The 19,997-nt window shown below is 75.8% G+C and carries 6 protein-coding genes; 3 read left to right on the top strand and 3 right to left on the bottom strand.

Features of this window, described 5'->3' with window-relative positions; translation table 11 throughout:
• From ACZ6TV_RS25845 to ACZ6TV_RS25835, 3 genes are read right to left on the bottom strand one after another with little or no spacing between them, the layout of a single operon-like run.
• Complete coding sequence (locus ACZ6TV_RS25845; protein ID WP_465299826.1) at positions 1-5,277, bottom strand: non-ribosomal peptide synthetase/MFS transporter; 5,277 nt, start codon at positions 5,275-5,277, stop codon at positions 1-3.
• Positions 5,274-8,600: a non-ribosomal peptide synthetase gene (locus tag ACZ6TV_RS25840; RefSeq protein ID WP_465299825.1), complete on the bottom strand. Its 3,327-nt coding sequence runs from the start codon at positions 8,598-8,600 to the stop codon at positions 5,274-5,276. The genes ACZ6TV_RS25845 and ACZ6TV_RS25840 overlap by 4 nt, the downstream gene beginning before the upstream one ends.
• The gene (locus ACZ6TV_RS25835) at positions 8,593-13,245 is read right to left on the bottom strand and encodes an amino acid adenylation domain-containing protein (RefSeq protein ID WP_465299824.1); all 4,653 of its coding nucleotides are present in this window, start codon (positions 13,243-13,245) and stop codon (positions 8,593-8,595) included. Before ACZ6TV_RS25835 ends, ACZ6TV_RS25840 begins: the two co-directional genes overlap by 8 nt.
• 238 nt (positions 13,246-13,483) lie before the next feature.
• On the opposite strand from ACZ6TV_RS25835, the gene ACZ6TV_RS25830 reads away from it, so the two are divergent.
• From ACZ6TV_RS25830 to ACZ6TV_RS25820, 3 genes are all read left to right on the top strand, one after another.
• Positions 13,484-13,993, top strand: coding sequence for an SUKH-4 family immunity protein (locus ACZ6TV_RS25830; protein WP_465299823.1), 510 nt, complete (start codon positions 13,484-13,486; stop codon positions 13,991-13,993).
• Positions 13,990-15,969 (top strand): hypothetical protein, encoded by a 1,980-nt coding sequence (locus ACZ6TV_RS25825; RefSeq protein ID WP_465299822.1) that lies wholly within the window; start codon positions 13,990-13,992, stop codon positions 15,967-15,969. Before ACZ6TV_RS25830 ends, ACZ6TV_RS25825 begins: the two co-directional genes overlap by 4 nt.
• Before the next feature lie 172 nt (positions 15,970-16,141).
• On the top strand, positions 16,142-19,876 hold the full coding sequence (locus ACZ6TV_RS25820) for a nidogen-like domain-containing protein (RefSeq protein WP_465299821.1): 3,735 nt from the start codon (positions 16,142-16,144) through the stop codon (positions 19,874-19,876).
• The last annotated feature ends 121 nt before the right edge of the window (positions 19,877-19,997 follow it).

Here is a 19,997-nt window from a genome sequence, read left to right as displayed (position 1 = left end):
TCATTGATCCGTCCGGACCCTGGGGCGATCATCCGAAAGGTCCTTTCCGAGGGCCAGGGCCTGGATCTCGTCGAGGGTGTCCGGGATCTCGGCGCCGGCCGCGGCGTCCGGCAGGTCGTCCTCCATCCGGCGCAGGGGGCGGTAGGCGAGGCCGAGCGCGCCCCACACCACGAGCAGCAGCCCGCACGCGACGAGGATCAGCGCGGTGCCCCTCCCCCCGCCGCCGCCCACCGCCCAGCGCAGGGACGGCGCGAGGCGGGTGACGGCGCCGGTGAGCGGCGGGGCGGCCAGGAACGCGAGCGGGGTCATCGCGACCGCGAGCATCTGGTTGGTGGCGAGGACCCGGCCCTGCAGGTCCAGGCCGACCTTGACCTGGATGATGGCGAGCCAGTGCGCGTTGAGGACGGTCAGCGACGCGTACCAGACGAGACTGCCGGCGGCGGCGACCACGGTCGACGGGCGCAGCCCGACGAGGACCGCGCCGGCGCCGACGCCGATGACGAAGCCGACCATGCCGGTGGCGCGGCGTTCGGCGCCGCCCCACAGGACCATGGCGAGGGCGCCGAGGCCCGCGCCGACGCCGCTGCACGTGGTGACGACGCTGACCGCGGTGGTGCCGCCGAAGCCGTACACGGTGGGGACGGTGACCGCGAGGGCGAGCATCGCCAGGAAGTTCTCCACGACGAAGAAGCCGATCATGATCATGAGGGGGCGGCGCCGGGTCAGGAACCGCCAGCCGCCGGCGATCGCGCGGGTGAACGTCTCCTCGCGGCGGCGGAACAGCCGGTCGGGCAGGCGCACGGCGAGGAGCGTGCCGACGCCGGCGAGCAGCGACACGACGTCGACGGCGACGACCCACGGCATGCCGAGCGCGGTGATCAGGGCGCCGCCGGCGAGCGGGGCGATGAGCATGCCGATGCCGGGGCCCAGGCCGGCGATCGCGTTCGCCTGGCCCAGGTACGGCTTCGGCACCAGCTGGGCGACGGCGGCGAGGTACGCGGGCCGGTGGAACGCGGTGATGGTGGACAGCAGACCCGCGAGCAGCCCGACGCTCCAGATCTCGAGCCTGCCGAGGGTCAGGAGGGTGACGACGACGGTCATGACGGCGGCGCCGGCGCCGTTGCAGGCGAGCATGACGCGGCGCCGGTCGAAGCGGTCGGCGACGGCACCGCCGAGCGGCAGGACGACGATCGCGGGCAGCAGCGCCAGCATGGTGACGAGCGCGTAGTCGGCGACCCGGCCGTGCTGCTGGTAGGCCCACACCCCGAGGGCGAACGAGCTGAGCGCCGCACCGATCAGCGACGCGGTCTGCCCGGCCGCCATGAGACCGAAGTCGCGCAGGTCGCGGCGGGCCCGCCCGCCGGTGACGGCGGTGCTCACCGGCGCCGGCGGCCGCCCCGCCCGCCAGGCCTCGACCGCGCCGGCGATGTGCCCGGCGGCGGCCGCGGCCTGATGTTTGAGGAAGTAGTGCCCGGCGCGCGGGAGGACGGCGAGGGCGACACGGTCGGCGAACGCGCCCCATTCCGTGTACCGCTCCTCGTACAGCTCCGTGGACCGGTCCCGGGCGCCGATGAGGCACAGCACGGGCGCGCGGAGCCGCCGCCGGTCGGGGGCGGTGAGCTCGCGGGTGAACCAGGTCTGCGCCTCGTCGACGTCGTGCCGCAGGCCGCGCAGGATCACGTCCGTGTCGACGCCGGTCTCGTCGTCGAGGCCGCCGAGGGTCCGCAGGAAGTCGCGGTACGCCCGGTCGGACGTCCACCAGGTCGCCGGGACCCGCCGGTGCAGCCAGGCGGTGACCCGGCCGGGGAGGCGGGCGGCGGGGAAGCTGCCGCCGACGACGAGCCCGGCGACGTCGCGGCCCTCCGCCTCCAGGCGCAGCGCGACCTCGGTGGCGGCGGCGGAGCCGACGCAGTGCCCGTAGACCAGGACCGGCCCGGCGGGCAGGTCCGCGACGACCCGCTCGGCGAGGTCCGCCAGGGGCAGCGCCGGCTCGCCGGGCCTGGCCGGGTCGTGCCCGGGCAGCTCCACGGCGAGGACCGCGGCGCCCGGCAGCAGCCGCGCGAGCTCGGTCGCGAGGGGGCCGTACGCGGCGGCTGACCCTCCGCCGTACGGGATGCAGACGACCTGCATCGTGGCGGTGGCGGGACCGGCGAGCCGGTGCAGGAGCCCCGCCGCCCCGGTGCCGCCGTCGAGGAACGCGGCGAGCTCCCGGACCGTGGGGCGGGTGAACAGGTCGATGACCCGCAACCCGGGGTCGATGGCGCGGACCGCTCGGACGGCCTTGAACGAGTCGCCGCCGAGGGCGAAGAAGTCGTCGTCGAGCCCGACCTCCACCCCGTCGAGGACCTCGGCCCAGGCGGCGGCGACCCGCTCCTGCGCCGGCGTCTCCGGCGCGGCGCGGGTGGCGGCGCCCGGCGGGGCGGGCGCGGGAAGGGCGGCCCGGTCGACCTTGCCGTTGGCGGTCAGCGGCAGCCGGTCCAGGACGACGAACGCGGACGGGACCATGTAGTCGGGCAGCCGCTCCCGCAGCGCCGCCCGGACCTGGGCGGGGTCGGCGGTGGCGGGGGTGATCCAGGCGGCGAGCCGCCGGGTGTGCGCCTCCCCGACGGGCAGGACGACGGCCTCGGCGACACCCGCGGCGGCCCGGACGGCGGTGGCGACCTCGTTGAGCTCGACCCGGAAACCGCGGATCTTCACCTGGTCGTCGACGCGGCCGAGGACGTGGACGAGCCCGTGCGCGTCGACGCGGACCCGGTCGCCGGACCGGTACCAGCCGCCGGTGAACCGGTCGTCGCGGCCGTGCAGGTAGCCGCGGGCGACGCTCGGCCCGCCGATGCGCAGCTCGCCCGGCACGCCCGGCGGCACCGGGCGGCCGGCCTGGTCGGTGACCACGCAGTCGACGTTCGCGAACGGCCGCCCGATGGGGGCGTTGCCGTGACGGCGGCCGGCGGGGATCTCGCGGACGTCGCAGCCGAAGACGGACACCGTGGTCTCCGTCGGCCCGTAGTGGACCTGGACCTCCAGCGCGGGCCGGACCCGTTCGACCCGGTCGATGAGCTCCCACGGGCACGGCTCCCCGGCCAGGACGAGCAGCTTGCGCGGCAGGAGCGCGGCGAGGTCCCCGTGGGCGGCGAGGAGCTCCAGGTGACTCGGCACGAGCTTCATCGCGTCGACCGGGTGCGCGGCCAGGTAGGCGGCGAACGCGTCCGGGTCGGTGGCGGTCTCCCGGTCGACGAGGTGCACGGTGCCGCCCGTGGTCAGCGCCCCGAACAGGTTCGTCATGCCGAGGTCGGCGGCGTGCGTGGACACCAGCGCGTAGGAGGCGTGCCGCCCGGTCCGGTCGGCGACGGCGCGCAGGTAGTGCGCGATGTGCCGGTGCTCGACGGCGACGCCCTTCGGCCGGCCGGTCGAGCCTGACGTGAAGATCACGTACGCGAGGTGGGTCATCGGCACGCGGACCGGCGCGGCGGGCGCACCGGTGACGTCCGCGACGACGACCGCCTCCCGCCCCGGGACCCGGTGCGCGAACGCGGCCTCGGTGAGCACGACCCGGGCCCCGGCGGCGTCGAGGATGTCCGCGACCCGGCCGTCGGGGTAGCCGGGGTCGACCGGCAGGTAGGCGCCGCCGGCCTTCAGCACGCCGAGCACCGCGACCGGCAGGGCGGTCCCGCGTTCGGTGAGGACGGCGACGGGCTCCTCGGGGCGCACCCCGGCCGCCAGGAGCCGCGCGGCGACGACCGCGGCGCGCCGGTCCAGGTCCGCGTAGGTCAGCCGGCCGTCGGCGGCGACCACGGCCGGCGCGTCCGGGGTCAGCGCCGCGTGCCGGGAGATCAGCTCGTGCAGCGGAAGGTCCAGGAGGTACGACACCCGCGGGCCGCCGGGTCCGGGCCCGGCGGCGGGTTCGGTGCCGGTTTCGAGGGGCAGCTCGCCGACGGGCCGGTCGGGTTCGGCGACGAGCCCGGTCAGCAGCGCCACGAACCACCCGGCCAGCCGCCGGGCGGTGTCGTCGTCGAACAGCTCCGTGCGGTACACGAGCGAGCCGCGGTAGCCGTCGCCGTGCCGGGACAGCCCGAGGTTGAGGTCGTACTTGGTGGTGCGGATCGGCAGGTCCACCACCTCGGCGGTGAGGTGCGGCAGCCACGCCGCCGGCGGGTCCTCCTGCTCCAGGACGTTGAGCAGCACCTGGAAGACCGGGGTGGTCGCGAGGTTGCGCTCCGGCTGGAGCCGCTCCACGATCCGCTCGAACGGCACCTCGGCGTGCGCGAGGGCGTCGATCGCCGTCTCCCGGGCCCTGCCGAGCAGCTCCCGGCCGGTGGGGTCGCCGGAGCAGTCGGTGCGCAGGACGAGCGTTCCGATGAAGCAGCCGACCATCCGTTCGGCGTCGGGATGCTGCCGGCCCGCCGCGGGCACCCCGACCGGGACGTCGCCGGTGCCGCAGATCCTGGCCAGCAGCGCCTGCCAGGCGGTGAGCAGCACCATGAACGGGGTGGCGCCGCACCCGGCGGCGAGGTCCGCGATCCGGGCGGTGAGGCCGGCGGGCACGGTCACCGGGACCTGCCCGGCCGCCGCGCCGGCGATCGCGGGGCGGGGCCGGTCGGTCGGCAGGTCCAGGACCGGCGCGAGGCCGCGCAGCCCCTCCACCCACCGGTCGACGTCCACTGTGGACGGTTTGCGGCCGGTCTGCCAGCGGGCGTAGTCGGCGTACTGCACCGCGGGCGCCGCGGGCGATGGCCGTCCCCCGGCCCGGGCGGCGTACAGGTCGGCGAGGTCGCGCAGGGCGAGGCCGACGGACCAGGCGTCGAACGCGATGTGGTGCACGACGAGCAGCAGCAGGTGCTCGCCGAGGCCGGTGCGGTGGATGAGCGCCCGCATCGGCGGCTCCTCGGCGAGCCGGAACGGCCGGTCCCGGAACGCGTCGAGGGAACCCGCGGTCTCGACGGGCACGTCCCCGGCGGCGCCGACCACGGCCACCGGGACGCCGTCGTGGTCGGTGAACCGGCTGCGCAGCACGTGGTGGCGGGTGGCCAGGTCACGGACCGCGGCGGTGAGCGCGGCGGTGTCGAGGTCGCCGGTGAGCCGGACGGCGGCGGTCACGTGGTAGGCGACGCTGTCCGGTTCGAGGTGGTGCATGAACCACAGGCGCGCCTGCGCCGGTGACAGCGGCGCCGGCGCGTCCGGGTCGCCGGTGGGGATGCCGGCGGTGGCGCGCGCGGCGGCGCGGCGGGCCCCGGCGAGGCGCTGCTGGATCAGCGACCGCTGGCTGTCGGTGACCGTCACGCCTGCGTCACCTCGGCCAGCAGCAGCGCCTCGATGGCGACGGCGAAGCCGGCGAGGACCGGCTGCTCGAACTGCAGCCGCACCGGCACCGGCAGGTCGAGGGCGTCGCGGAGCCTGCCGACGACGAGGGTCGCGGACAGCGAGTGCCCGCCGAGGGCGAAGAAGTTGTCGTGCACGGACAGGTCGTCGCGGTGCAGGACGGCGCCCCACACCTCGGCGACGAGCTGCTCCGCCTCGCTGCGCGGCGCGACCCGCTCCCGCTCGCCGTCGCCGGGCTCGGGCAGCGCGGTGCGGTCGACCTTGCCGGATCCGTTGACGGGCAACGCGGGCAGCGTCATCCACCGGCGCGGCACCATGTGCCCGGGCAGCACGGCCCGCAGCCGGGTCTCCAGGTCCGGCGGCTCCAGGACCGTCCCCGGCCGTGGCACCACGTAGCCGACGAGGTGCGCGTCGCCGCCGTGCCCGCCGAAGACGGCGACCACGGCCTCGGCGACGCCCGGCACGGTCCGCAGCCGGGACTCGATCTCGCCGAGCTCGATGCGGTGGCCGCGCACCTTCACCTGGTGGTCGCGGCGGCCCAGGAATTCGAGGGTTCCGCCGGTACGCCAGCGGACCAGGTCACCGGTGCGGTAGCAGCGCCGCCCGGGCCGCACCGGATCCGGGACGAACGCGGCGTGCGTCAGGTCGGGCCGGCCGTGGTAGCCGCGGGCCACGCCGGCACCGCCGATCCACAGCTCGCCGACGGTGCCGGGCAGTGCGAGCCGGCCGTCGCCGTCCATCACGTACACCCATTCGCCGGCCATCGGGGTGCCGATCGGGACGGTGTCACCGACCGGCGGGGTCACGTGGTGCATGGTGGACGTGACCGCGGTCTCGGTGGGGCCGTAGCCGTTCCAGAACTCGGCCAGCCTGGCCGTGAGCTCCCGGGCGAGGGGCGGGTCGACGGCCTCGCCGATCGCGACGGCCCGCACGTGCGGCGCCCGCCAGCCGGCGGCGACCAGCATCCGGAACGTGGTCGGCGTCGCGGTCATCACGGTCACCCCGGCGTCGGCGATCCGCTGCGCGACGAGGTGCCCGTCGACGGCGACGTCCCGGTCCAGCAGCGCGAGCCGCAGCCCCTGCCCGAGACCGGTCCACAGCTCCAGGCCGGCGACGTCGAAGGACAGGGCGGTGAGGCCGAGCATCACGTCGGCCGGGGTGACCGGCATCAGCGCGCAGTGGGCGGCGGTGAACGCGGCGAGGCTGCCGTGGGTGAGCTCGACGCCCTTGGGACGGCCGGTCGAGCCCGACGTGTAGATGACGTACGCGAGGTCGCCGGCCCCGACCGCCGGCAGCTCCCCCGCCGTCGTGGACAGCGCGTCGTCCAGGTCGACGACGGTGGCGCCGGTGCCGTCGGCGACGCGTCGCGCCACGTCGAGGGTGCCGGCGGCGGCGAGGACGACGCGGGCGCCGCAGTCACCGAGCTGGTCCCGCAGCCGCGGCACGGGATGGTCGGCCTCGAGCGGCACGTACGCGGACCCGGCCCGCCACACGCCGAGCAGCGCGGCGGGCAGGTGCCGGTCGCGGGGCAGGCAGATCCCGACCGGCGCGCCGGGCCCTGCGCCGAGGTCGCGCAGCGCGGTCGCGATCCGGGCGGCGGCGGAGGTCAGCCCGGCGTAGGTGAGGGTGCCGTCGCGGGCGTCGACGGCGACCGCGTCGGGGCGGGCGGCGGCCCGGGCGAGGACCGCGTCGAGGACCGTGGCGGGGGCACCGGCGGGCAGGTCCGGGCCGGTGCCCAGGGCGACCAGCTCGGCCCGCTCGCCGGCGTCGAGGAGGTCGAGCCGGGACAGGGGCAGGTCCGGTCCGGTGAGGATGCCGTCGAGGAGGGCGAGCAGCCAGCGCGCCCACCGCCGCACCGTCGAGGCGTCGAAGAGGTCCCTGCGGTAGCTGATGCAGCCGTCGTACCCGCCGGCGCGGCCGGTCAGGGACAGGCTGACGTCGAACTTGTTCGAGTCCAGCGGCGAGTCGAGGCGTTCGGCGTGGACGCCGGGCAGGACCGGGTCGCGCTGCGGTGTCTCGAGCAGGAACAGCATCGACTGGAAGACCGGGGTCGTCGCCGTGGACCGTTGCGGTGCGAGGGCCTCGACGACCGCTTCGAAGGGCGCGGCGGCGTGCGCGAACGCCTCGAGGGTGCTGTCGCGGACCCGGTCGAGCAGCTGCCGGCCGGTGGGGTCGCCGGACAGGTCGGTGCGCATGACGAGGGTGTTGATGCAGCAGCCGACGACGCCCTCGGTCGCGCGGTGGTGGCGGCCGGACTCGGGGACGCCGACGGCGACGTCGTCGCTGCCGCACAGCCGCCCGAGCAGCGCCTGCCAGGCCGCCGACAGCACCATGAACGGGGTGGCGTTCGCGGCGCGGGCGGTGTCGCGGATCCGTGCCGCCAGGGCCGGCGGGACGGTGACGGGCTCGTAGCCGCCGGTCCAGTCGGCGACCGCTGGGTAGGGCCGGTCGACGGGCAGCGCGAGGGCCGGGGCGAGCCCGGCGAGCCGCCGCACCCACCAGCCGACGTGGTCGCCGGCGGGCCGGCCGGCCTGCCATTCGGTGACGTCGGCGTACTGCAGCCGCGGCGGCGCGGGCGGTGCGGCCAGGCCGAGCCGGGCGGCGTACCGGCGGCCGAGCTCGTCGAGCATCAGGTCCTGCGACCACGCGTCGGTGGCGATGTGGTGCACGGTCAGCGCGAGCACGTGCACGTCGGGCGCGACGCGGAACAGCACGGCCCGCGCCGGCGGCTCGGTCTCCAGGTCGAACGGCCGGTGCACCTCGGCCCGTAACGCCTCGGCCAGGCGCCGCTCCGCCGGGGCCGTCCCGATGGGGTCCGCCCCGGTGGGGTCCGTCCCGGCGAGGTCGACGACGGACAGCTGGACGCGGTCGGCGGGAACGGCGACCGCGACCGGTTCCGCGTTCGCGCCGGGCGGCACGATGACGCTGCGCAGGACCTCGTGGGCGGCGCAGACGTCGCGGAGCGCGGCGAGGAGCGCGTCCGCGTCGAGCGGGCCGGTGAGGCGCAGGACGGCGGGCACGTGGTAGATCGACGTGTTGGTCTCGAACTGGGCGTTGAACCACAGCCGGCGCTGCGCCGGCGACAGCGGCTGCGGTGCGGACGGGTCGGCCCGGCGCGGGATCTCCGCGTCGGCCCCTTCCCGGTTGGCGGCGCGGGCGGCGGCGACCCGCCGCTCCATGAGCTCCCGGAGGGCGTCCCGGGTGTTGGTGTCCCGGGCAGTGGTGTCCCGGGCAGTGGTGTCCCGGGCAGTGGTGTCCCGGGCAGTGGTGTCTCGGTCAGACAAGGTCATAGTCATTCCCCGGATGGTTGTGGCCGGGTGCGGCCACGATGTCGTCCATGACAAGGCGTTCCAGGTGTTCGGCGAAGTCGGCGAGGACCGGGTGGTCGAACAGCAGCCGCACCGGCACGGCGCAGCCGAGCGTGTCGCGGAGCCGGCCGGCGACCCGGGTCGCGGCGAGGGAGTGCCCGCCGAGGCCGAAGAAGCTGTCGCCGGCGCCGATCCGGCCGGTGGTGAGGATCTGCGCCCACACGTCGGCGACGAGCTCCTCCATCACCGACCCGACCGGCCGGTGCGGCCGGTCCGCGCCGGGGTCGGGCAGGGCGGCGAGCGCGGCCAGGTCGACCTTGCCGCTGGGCAGGGCAGGCAGCGCGTCGAGGACCACCCAGCGGTGCGGCACCAGGTGCCCGGGGAGCCGGTCCCGCAGGTACGCGGCGGCGTCGTCCCCGGTGACCGGCCCGGTGACGTACCCGACCAGGTGCGCCTCCGCGCCGGCGCCGCGCACGGTGACGACGGCGTGCCCGACGGCCGGGTGACCGCGCAGCGCGGCCTCGATCTCGCCGAGCTCGACGCGGTACCCGCGGATCTTCAGCTGCTGGTCGCGTCTGCCGCGGAACACGAGGTCCCCGCCGGGCAGCCGGTGGACGAGGTCGCCGGTGCGGTAGCAGCGGCCGCCGGGCACGAACGGGTCGGCGACGAACGCGGCCGCGGTCAGCTCCGGCCGGCGGTGGTAGCCGAGCGCGGGTCCGGCGCCGCCGATCCACAGCTCACCGGTGACGCCGGGCGGGGTGAGGCGGTGCAGGGGGTCCATCACGTAGGCCCGCTCCCCCGGCAGCGGATGCCCGATCGGCACACCACCGTCCACGTCGGACACTTCGGGGACCCGGTGGGCGGTGGACAGGACGGTGGCCTCGGTCGGGCCGTACACGTTCCACAGCTGCGCGACCCGGGGCAGCAGGTCACGGGCGAGGGCCGCGTCGAGGGCCTCGCCACCGGCCCACACGCGCAGGTCGCGGCTGCCCGTCCAGCCGGACGCGAGGAGGGTCCGCAGCATGGTCGGCGGCACGTTCATCACGGTGACGTCGTGTGCGGCGAGCCGCTCACCGAGGCGGTGCCCGTCGACGGCGGCGTCCCGGTCCACGACCACGCAGCAGGCGCCGGCGGCGAGGGCGGCCCAGATCTCGGCGCAGGAGGTGTCGAAGCTCAGGGTGGCGACCGCCAGCATCCGGTCCCCCGGCCCGACGCCGGGCTCCAGGCGCAGCGCCTCGGTGAGCGCCGCCAGCCCGCCCTGGGCGACCGCGACCCCCTTGGGGGTGCCCGTCGAGCCGGACGTGTACAGCAGGTACGCGAGGTCGTCAGGGCCGACCGCCGGCAGCTCGGCCGGCTGCACGGCGGCGAGGTCGAGATTGAGCCCGCCCGCGGCGGCCGTCGCGGTGCGGCACAGGACGGTCGTGACCCCGCCGTCGGCGGCGAGCCACGCGCGGCGTTCCGCCGGCAGGTCCGGCTCCAGGGGCAGGTAGGCGGCGCCGGCCCGCCACACGCCGAGCAGGGCCGCGGGGAGCCGGTGGTCGCGGGGCAGGCACACGCCGACCACGTCGCCGCGGCGCGTGCCGTGCGCGACCAGCACCGCGGCGACGGCGGCCGAGGCGTCCCACAGCTGCCGGTACGTCATCCGCCCGCCGTCGCCGAGCACGGCGACGTCGTCGGGGCGCTGCCGCAGGACGGCGTCGACGACGGTGGCGGGGGCGGCCGCCGGCAGGGGCGGGCCGGCGGCGAGCCGCAGCAGGTCCGCCGTCTCGGCAGCGGTGGCCAGGGGCACCCGCGACAGGGGCCGGTCCGGGTCGGCGGTCACCTCGGCGAGGACCCGCAGGAGCCGGTCGGCGAACCCGGCCGCCCACGCCGGGTCGACGAGGTCCAGGTCGTGCTCCACCTGCAGCTCGACGCCGGCGGCGGTCTCGTTGACGAAGACGGTGAGCGGGTTCTGGGCGCCGCCGCAGCCGAGCTCGCCGAGCAGCTCCAGGCGCACCCCGCCGCGCTCGACCCGCACCGGCATGCCGGCGGGCTGCGCGGACAGCACCACCGGCGTGAGCATCGCGCCGCGCGGCTGCGTGCCGACCGCCCGGAACAGGTCCTCCGTGGACGGGCGGGGCAGGTCCTGCGCCCTCGCCGTGGCGGCCGCGGCGGCGGCGACCGTGGCGCGGACGGTGGCCCCGGGGTCGAGGCGCAGCCGGATCGGCAGGACGTCGACGAGCGGGCCGATGACCCGGTCGAGCTCGGGTGCGCCGCGGCGGGCGACGACCGCGCCGACGAGGACGTCCGCGCGGGCCGTGTACCCGGCGAGGAGCAGGCCCAGCGCGGTCAGCCAGCCCGCGAACGGCACGCCGGCGAGGTCCGGCGGCACCCGGCGGGTGAGGCGCCCGCCGCGGAACCCGGCGGTGCCGGTGAACAGCTCGCTCGGCGGTGCCGCGCCGGCCAGTTCCGCCGCCCACGCGTCGCCGGCGTCGGCGCCGCTCATGAGGGCGAGGTCGCCGACCTGTACCGGCGCAGGAGGCACCGAACCGGGCGCGGCGAGCTCCGCGGCGAGCTCGGTGAGGAAGACACCGGTGGACCAGCCGTCGAATGCCAGGTGGTCGGTGACGACGGTCAGCTCCGACACGTCCGGCGCGCGGCGGACCAGCCCGGCGCGCAGCAGCGGCCCGCCGCCCGTCAGGTCGAACGCGTGCCGCCCGGCGGGGGCGTGCTCGGCGACGGTCACCGCGGTGCCGGGGCGGACGACCGACACCGGGACGCCGTCGCGCTCCACGATCCGGCTCCGCAGCACCTCGTGCCGCTCGACCATGGCGGTCAGCGCGGCCCGCAGCGCGGCGGTCCCGACGGGGCCGGTGAGACGGACCCGGAACGCCACCGTCGTCACCGCCGGCACGGGGCTGACCTGCCGCAACGTCCAGAGCTCCCGCTGGGTCGGGGTCAGCGGGTAGCCGGTCGCCCCCTCGTGCCGCACCGGTGCGCGGCCGGCGGGTGCCGCCCCCTTTCCGACGAGGGCGGCGAGCGCGGCGACGGTCGGCTCGGCCAGGAACCCGGCGAGGGCGACGGTGGTGCCGAACTCGCGGCCGGCGAGGGCGCAGACGCGGGCGGCGGCGAGGGAGTGCCCGCCCAGGTCGCCGAAGTGGTCGTCGACGCCGACCGCCGCGATGTCCAGGACGTCGCCGACGATCGCGGCGAGCCTGGCCTCCACCGGGGTACGCGGCGCCGCGTAGCCGGAGTCCGCCGTGCGACGGGCCGGCAGCGGGGGCAGCGCCGCGCGGTCGACCTTGCCGTTCGGGCCGAGCGGCAGGCCGCCGGTGATGCCGAACCGGGTCGGGACCAGGTGCTCCGGCACCCGGTCGCGGAGCCAGGCGCGCAGGGACCGCTCGTCCACGCCGGTCGCCTCGACGTGCCCGACCAGGTACGACCCGCCGTCGGGGTCGCGCGCCGCGAGCACGCACGCGCGGCGGACGGACGGGTGGCGGGCCAGGACCGCCTCGACCTCGCCGGGCTCGACCCGGTAGCCGCGGATCTTCACCTGGTCGTCGGCGCGGCCGGCGAAGCGCAGCACGCCGGCGTCGGCGCGGACGAGGTCGCCGGAGCGGTACCAGCCCGCTTCGAAACCGCCGCGCTCCCCGTTCAGGTAGCCGCGGGCGACGACCGGGCCGCCGATCCACAGCTCGCCGAGGTCACCGTCGGGCACCCGGGCGCCGGCGGCGTCGCGGACCTCCAGCACCGCGCCGGCGACCGGGCGGCCGATCGGCGGCTCGCCCGCGTCGTCGCGGCCGACCTCGGCGGCCGCGCAGGTGGTGGTGCACTCGGTCGGGCCGTACAGGTTGAGCACCCGGCGGACGCCCGGGTTCGCGTAGATGCGGTCGACGAGCGCCCGGGTCAGCGGCTCACCACCGGCGAACACCGCCCGCACGCCCGGCGGCAGCGGGTCGCGGAGCAGGGCGGCGAGGGCGGACGGGACCCCGTACACCGTCGTCACCTCGTCGCGCGCCGGCAGTTCCGGCAGGGCGAGGAGGTTCTCGGCGAGGATCACGGTGCCGCCGGTGACGACCGGCAGGAACAGCTGGCTGATCGACGGGTCGAAGCAGATCGACGCGGTGGCGAGCATCCCGCCGAGCTCCTCGGCCGGGTACGCGGCCGCCTCCCAGCGCAGCAGGTTCATCGTGTTGCGGTGCTCGACGACGACACCCTTCGGCTTGCCGGTCGAGCCCGACGTGTAGATGACGTACGCCGGGTCGCTGCCGTCGCCGTCCACGTCGAGGGGTCCGGTGTCGCCGTGCGCGGGGAGGTCCCGGGGGCTGACGACGAGCTTCGTCCCGGCGTCGGCGGCGATGTACTCGAGGCGCTCCGCCGGGTACGCCGGGTCCATCGGCACGTACGCGGCGCCGGACTTCAGCACGCCGAGCAGCGTGGGCAGCAGGTGCTCGTCCCGGCCGACGCACACCCCGACGAGGTCGCCGCGGCCGGCGCCGCGCCCGCGCAGCCACCGGGCGACCCGGTTCGCGCGGGCGTCGAGGTCCGCGTACCGCATCCTGACCCGCCCGGCGATCACCGCCACCCGGTCCGGGGTCCGTCGTGCCTGCTCCTCGAACGCGACATGCACACGATCGGACACGCGCAGGCCCTCCCCCGGTAAACGTTCGTTCAGGAAATCATGCCGCATCTATCTCCGGGGCGAAACCGCAGTGACGATCATCGGTTTTTGTCCGGCGTGTGCCGGCTCACCCCGGAAACGCCGCATGGGTCCGGAGCTCCGCGCGGCCCGAGCCGCGCCGCGGGCGGGCGGGCATTGATCTCATTCGCCTGCGACAATGACCGGCGACAATGTGTCGGTCAGGGTCGCGGGGGGCGATATGGATCAGTGGAACGACGTCCGGGAGCTGTGGGACGGGGCGTTGCTGCCGGTGCCGGGGGACGCGGTGCCGGCGCTCGCGTCGCAGCGGTCGCGGGCGTTTCTCACCCAGGCGGGGCTGCCGGTCGAGCATCCCCTGGACCTGGTCTTCTACCGCGACGCCCGGCTCAGCGCCGGAGCCGTCCGCGGCGGCACCACGTTCTTCGCGTTCGGCGAGGACGGCGGGGTGGTGCTGCTCGCGACCGAGGCGGGCCACGACGCGGTGGTCAACGTCCAGCCGGACGGGCCGTTCATGTTCGTCAACTCCTCCATCGCCGACTTCGTCTACTGCTACGGCGTGCTCGCGCGGCGCGTCGACGACATCCTCGACCTGCCGTTCGAGGAGCGCGGGCCGCTCGTCGGGGAGGTCCGTGACCTGATCGCCGCCCGCGATCCGGCGGCCCTCGACCCCGACGGCCGGCTCAGCTGGTGGGACGCGCTGCTGCGGACCTACGAGGAGGAGTCCGGATGAGCTGGTGGCGCAGGCTCACGACGCTCCTGGCCGCGCTCGTCCTGGTGACGGGCGGGGCGACCGGGGCCGCCCCGGCGCTCGCCGAGGTCGTCAACGGTTACAACCTGCACCAGGTGTACTGGGGCGTCACCGACCTCGGTGAGCTGATCCTCGACTACCGGATCCGGCACCCGGAGGTCACCGGCCTGACCAACGTCGCGGTGTTCGAGCTGCGCAGGGCCGACGGGACCGTCGAGTACTACGCGGCGGCCAGCGTCGGGCAGGTGAAGAAGGAGCTCGCCGTCGGTGTCGTCGACAAGTGGGTCGTGCAGGACGGCAAACCGGTGTTCGCCGGCAGCGCCACCGTCGCGGCGATGGGCAACAAGCACTCCGAGCAGGTCGTCCGCGCCCACCTCAGCGACGCCGACGCCAGGCTGGTGCGGCGTGGCGAGTCGGAGCTCAAACCGTGCCAGCAGCCGTCGAACAACTGCCGGGCGCGGCTGCGCGAGGAGTGGTTCGCCGCGCTCGACGACATGAACTACACCTACGACTACTACGACGTCGTCGGCTCGTACGAGGCGGCGGAAGGCAAGTGGAAGCCGAGCACCAACAACAAGGCCGGGGTCGAGGAGAAGAACGAGCGCTACAAGCAGTGGGTGAAGGACGGCCGGCCGAAGAGCGGGCGGCGGTACGTCAACGAGGCCTTCACCACGCCCGGCAGCCCGGCGGCGGCGCAGTCCGGGGTCATCGGCGCGCTGACCGGCGCCCAGGAGAACGGCGGCATCGACTTCAGCTCGCTCGAGCTGCGGTATCTCGCCGAGGCGCCACCGGGCGGCGAGCAGGGCATCCGATTCTCGTTCAGCGGCAACCCGTCGACCGGGCCGCCGAAGGTCGACGTCGGGCAGGAGGTCACGCTCCAGGCGTCCGACGCGTTCTTCGTGTGGCTGGGCCTCAACCGCTCCCAGTTCTGGGTCAACCTCAACCCCGACGAGCCGGACCGGATCATCGACCCGAAGCTCGGCGCCACCGACGTCGGCCGGATCATGCTCGAGGCCGACCTGCGGATGAAGCAGTCGGTGGCGAAGTTCATCCACCCCGACACGCCCGCCGGGGCCCGCTACTGGGACTCGCTGCAGGGCGACACCAAGTGCGTCAGCATGCGGCAGTGGATCGTGCCCGGTCCGGTGACGGTCCGGGAGGACCAGCAGCAGCTGTACATCCTCGACACGCCGCTCGAGGTGAAGATGGAGTCGGACGTCACGAAGGCGAAAGGGGTCGGCGGGATCGGCGGCTGCGGCGCCCAGTCCGCCGCCGACACCAGGCACAACGAGGACGTCTACCGCACGACGATCCTGCCGCAGGTGCAGCAGGCGGTGAACACCGCGCCGGAGTACGCCGAGCTGCGCCGGGTCTACCTGAGCCGGGTCGCCGCGGAATGGTTCCGCCGGCGCAACGCCAACCAGGACAACGCCTACGCGAGCCTGATCGGCAGCGGCGACGTGACCGCCTGGCCGGCCCGCCGGCAGTGGCAGCCACGGCAGGTGTTCGACGCGTACGTGGAGTCCTACACCAAGGGCGAGTTCAACGTCACGCACAAGACCCGCAAGGGCGGCTACGAGTACACCAACACCTACGTCTACGGTGGCGTCGACTTCGGTACCGTCGCCTACTCGGGCCTGGACACGGCCGCGTTCGGCGCGAAGTACCAGGGGCTGCCGGACCAGGTGAGCCGGTCGCTTCGGCAGCCGACGGCGGACAGCGGCGGCCGGCTCTGGTTCGGTGCCGCCGCACAGCCCCGGCCGTACGAGCCGCCCGACGACGACGGCACGGGCCTGCGGGCGTCGACGATCGTGGCGGCGGCGCTCGTCGCCACCGGCATCGCGGTCGTCGCCGGCCTGGTGATCCTGGCGGTCGTGCTGAACGGCCGGGCCCGGCGGCGGCGGGCGAAGGCGGCGATCCCGCCCTGGCCGCCGATGAACTGGCCGCCCGTGAACTGACCGGCCGCCTGAACGTCGCATCGGGTGGCGTATCGGCAATGCGACAGACGATCCTCGATTTGACGTCGCGTTCACGGCCAATTCATGAATCGCCCCGTGAAAAGCGTTGCGCGGAGCGACATGCCGCTTTTGCACATATCGACCGTTTGCAATGTACTGCTTGGCTGCGGCCATGGACCGAAAACGGAGCATCCACCCGCTCGTGCTGTGCGCCGTCCTGGCGCTCATGGGCGCCTGCACCCCGGAAGGCGGCCCCGGCGGACACCGCGACGCCGTCAAGGTCGCCGTCCCGCAGGACACCGACCGCGGCAGCGTCGTCGTCACCGGCGAGACGTTCGCCCGCGGCGCCGTCCGCGTCGACGGCGGTGTCCTGCCCGCGACCACCTTCGCCGGACCGGACGGGAGGTTCGCCGTCGAGGTGCTGCTGCACCCGCAGCGCGGCAACCGCCTCGACGTGCGGGCCTGGGACGCCACCGGGCGCACCGGCACGGCCCGCGCCCAGGTCCGGCAGCGGATCGCCGCGAACGCCGCCGGACAGGTCACCGGCCGGGTCGTCGACCCCGTGACCAAGGCGCCCGTCAGCGGCGCGGTCGTGCGGTACGGCACCCGGACGGCGACGACCGGCGGCGACGGCGGCTACGTCCTGCGCGGCCTGCCCGAGGGCGGCGTCGCCCTCGTCGGCGGGGCCGCGGGCAGGCTCAGCGCCCTCAGCGTGGCCCGCGCCGGCGGGCCCGCCCCAGACCTCGCCGTGCAGCAGCTCGCCGCGCCCGTGCGGATCGGGCCCGACGGCGCCGCGTTCAGCGGCCCCGGCTGGCGGGTCGAGGTCCCGCGCGGCGCGGTCAGCCGCCCCACCGACCTGAGGATCACGCCGCTGCTGTACAGCGGCGCCAAGGACGTCCTCGGGTCGCCGATCATCGACCTGTCGCCGGACGGGCTGCGCTTCGCCAGGCCGATCACCGTCACCGTCGACCCGTCCGTCGCCGGCCTGGACCCGGCCACCGCCCGGATCGTCGGCGTCGACCCGGACGGCCCGTCCGCCACGGTGATCCCGTCCCGGGTCGAGGGCCGGCAGCGGGTCTTCCAGCTGTCCGCGCTCGACGGCGAGGAGATCCGCACCGAGCCCGAGCCCGGCGTCCTCAACCAGTGGGGCGGCCCGTCGGCGTACTGCACGCCGTTCGCGTCCTCCGCCGACGCCGACCGGGCCGTCGCCTACCTGCGCGCGACGCTGCTGCCGTTCCTCGGCGGCGTCATCGGCGCGACGTCCCGCGACCTGTGGACGAAGTACCTGCTCGGCGGCGTCCCGAGCACGGCCCGCGAGAGCGTCACGGACGCCGCCGCGATCCGCCAGTTCCGCTGGAACGCCCCGACCATCGAGGCCCGCGACAAGGTCGTGGACCAGCTCGTCGCCGCGCTCGGCGCCCCGCCGCCGCTGGCCGCGCCCGCCACCCCGACCACCCGGCAGGTGTCGGACTACCCGCCGATCGGCCGCGGCGCCGACGTCAACTTCTCCTGGCCCTACGACGTGCCGGGCAACATCGCCGGCGCGGTCGGCGGGGTGCGGCTGCCGTCCGGGTACGTGCCCGACGACCGCACCTTCACCGGACCCCTGCAGTTCGTGCCGGCCGCCGACGCCAAGGGCGTGCGCACGAAGGTCGAGCTCGTCGCCGACCTGACCATGACCGTGCACGACTCGATCGACCTGTGCGACGGCGACCCCGGCGCCTGGCTGGAGACCAACGCGACCATCCCGCTGAGCCGGCTGGAGGCCACCGCACTGCCCGGCGGCACCGGCACCTACGCCAAGCCGGTCCTGTTCGAGGCCGTCGTCCCGCTCAAGGACGACGTGCTGCAGCCGAAACGGCGCGACATCACCGCGCTGTACCCCACCAACGACAGGGACGGCGACGGCGTCCCCGACGCGCAGCCGTGGAACGGCGCCACGTTCGCCCTCGACAACTGCCCGGCGATCGCCAACCCGGGCCAGGCCGACAGCGACGGCGACGGCGCCGGGGACGCCTGCGACGAGCCCGACGACCCGGACAACCCGGACGACGGCGGGCTGCCGCCGGGCGGCACCGGTCCCCCGCCCGGCGGGGACGGCGGCACCACGGACGACGGCGGTGAGGGCGGCGGCCGCGGCACCGGCGGCTTCTACGGCGACCCGCACCTGGTCAGCTTCGACGGCGGCTCGTTCGGCTTCCACGCCGCCGGCGACTACGTCCTCGCCGAGTCCACCGTGGACGCCTTCGCCGTGCACGGCCGCTTCGTGCGCCGGCCCGGCACCACGGCGATCAGCCTCAACCGGGCGATCGCGGCGCGGGTCGGCCCGTCGGTGATCGCGTTCGGCGACACCGCGACCGGCGAGCGTTTCGACCCGCTCGTCGCGACGCTCGACGGGCAGCCGGTCCCGCTCACCGCGGGCATGCGCCGGGACCTGCCCGGCGGCGCGGTGCTCACCTTCACCACGGCCGGCGGCGCCGTCGTCGCCTGGCCCGACGGCACGAGGCTCGCCGCGGGCCGGTGGACCGGCGACAACATGTTCGTCACGCTCGCCGAGGCGAGATACGGCAAGGTCCGCGGCGTCCTCGGCGACGCCGACGGCGACCCGCGCGACGACCTCACCGCCCGCGACGGCACGCCGGTGCGCGACATCCGCGACCGGGCGCAGCTGTACGGGTCGTTCGCCGCGAGCTGGCGGGTCACCGGCCAGGACTCCCTGCTGCGCAGCGTCCTGCCGGCGGACCGGGTCACCCCCGCCGACCCGGTCGACCAGGCGTCGGTGGCGGCGCTGCCGGCCGCGGCCCGCGCGCACGCCGAAACCGTCTGCCGGGACCTGCGCCCCGGCGCCGGGCTCGAGCAGTGCCTCCTGGACGTGGGGCTCACCGGCGACGACACGTTCGCCGCCGACGCCGCCGTCGTCGCGAACCGGCTGCGGTCCACAGTGGACCTCGCCGCCCTCGCCGGCACCGTGGAGACCACGACGGCGCTCACGCTCGGGCAGCGGGTCACCGGGTCCCTGGACGCGGCGTTCGCCGTCGACGTCTACACCGTCACCCTCCAGGCCGGTGACTCGATCCAGGTGTCGACGTCCGGCGTGTGCCCGGGCGACGGGACGTTCGCCGTCACCCTGGTCGCGCCGAGCGGCCGGGCCGTCGGGCGGACCAGGGGCGAGGGCTGCGGCACGATGGGCTTCACGCGGCTGCGCGAGACCGGCCGGTACGAGCTGCGCGTCACCGACGACGGCGGCTTCACGGGGCGGTACGAGCTGCGGGCCGACGGCAGGCAGCTGGACCTGACCTGCAACGCCACCGAGGTCGCCCCGAACGACGACCAGTCCGGACCGGAGGTCGAGCTGCCGTTCGACCTGAACTTCCACGGCCGGACGTTCGGGTCGCTGTGGGTCAACAACAACGGCAACGTCACCTTCGACGGGCCGCTGTCGACGTTCACGGCGGTGCCGATGGACACCGTGCGCACCCCGATCGTCGCCGCGTGGTTCGCCGACGTCGACACCCGCGCCGCCGGTTCGCAGCCGGTCCGCTACGGCGCCGGCACCGTCGACGGCCGGCGCGCGTTCTGCGTCGACTACGACCGGGTCGGCTACTACGACCGCCACGACGACAAGCTGAACGCGTTCCAGCTGTACCTCGTCGACCGTGGCGACGTCGCACCCGGCGCGTTCGACATCGTGCTGCGGTACACCCGCCTCGAATGGGACAAGGGCGACCTCAGCTCGGTGACCGCCGGCGTCGGCTACGCCAACGGCACGGGCGCCGCCGGGACGTTCGCCGAGCTGCCGGGGTCCCGCACGCCGGGCGCCCTGCTCGACGCGGCACCGACGGGCCTGACCCGCACGTCGACGAACAGCACCCAGCCGGGCGTGCACATCCTGCCGATCCGGCCGTAACCGGTGCGCCGGGGGGGGGGGGGGGGGGGGGGGGGGGGGGGGGGGGGGGTGGAGGGGGGGGGGGGGGGGGGGGGGGGGGGGGGGGGGGGGGGAGGGGGGGGCGGGGGGGGGGGGGTGGGGG

Source organism: Dactylosporangium sp. NPDC051087, from assembly GCF_055586325.1.
This window is presented reverse-complemented; position numbering and strand designations above follow the sequence as displayed.

Coding starts and splice junctions, on each gene's coding strand:
- ACZ6TV_RS25825 (WP_465299822.1), top strand. CDS start 13,990: ATGAGCTGGTGGCGCAGGCTCACGACGCTCCTGGCCGCGCTCGTCCTG.
- ACZ6TV_RS25820 (WP_465299821.1), top strand. CDS start 16,142: ATGGACCGAAAACGGAGCATCCACCCGCTCGTGCTGTGCGCCGTCCTG.
- ACZ6TV_RS25830 (WP_465299823.1), top strand. CDS start 13,484: ATGGATCAGTGGAACGACGTCCGGGAGCTGTGGGACGGGGCGTTGCTG.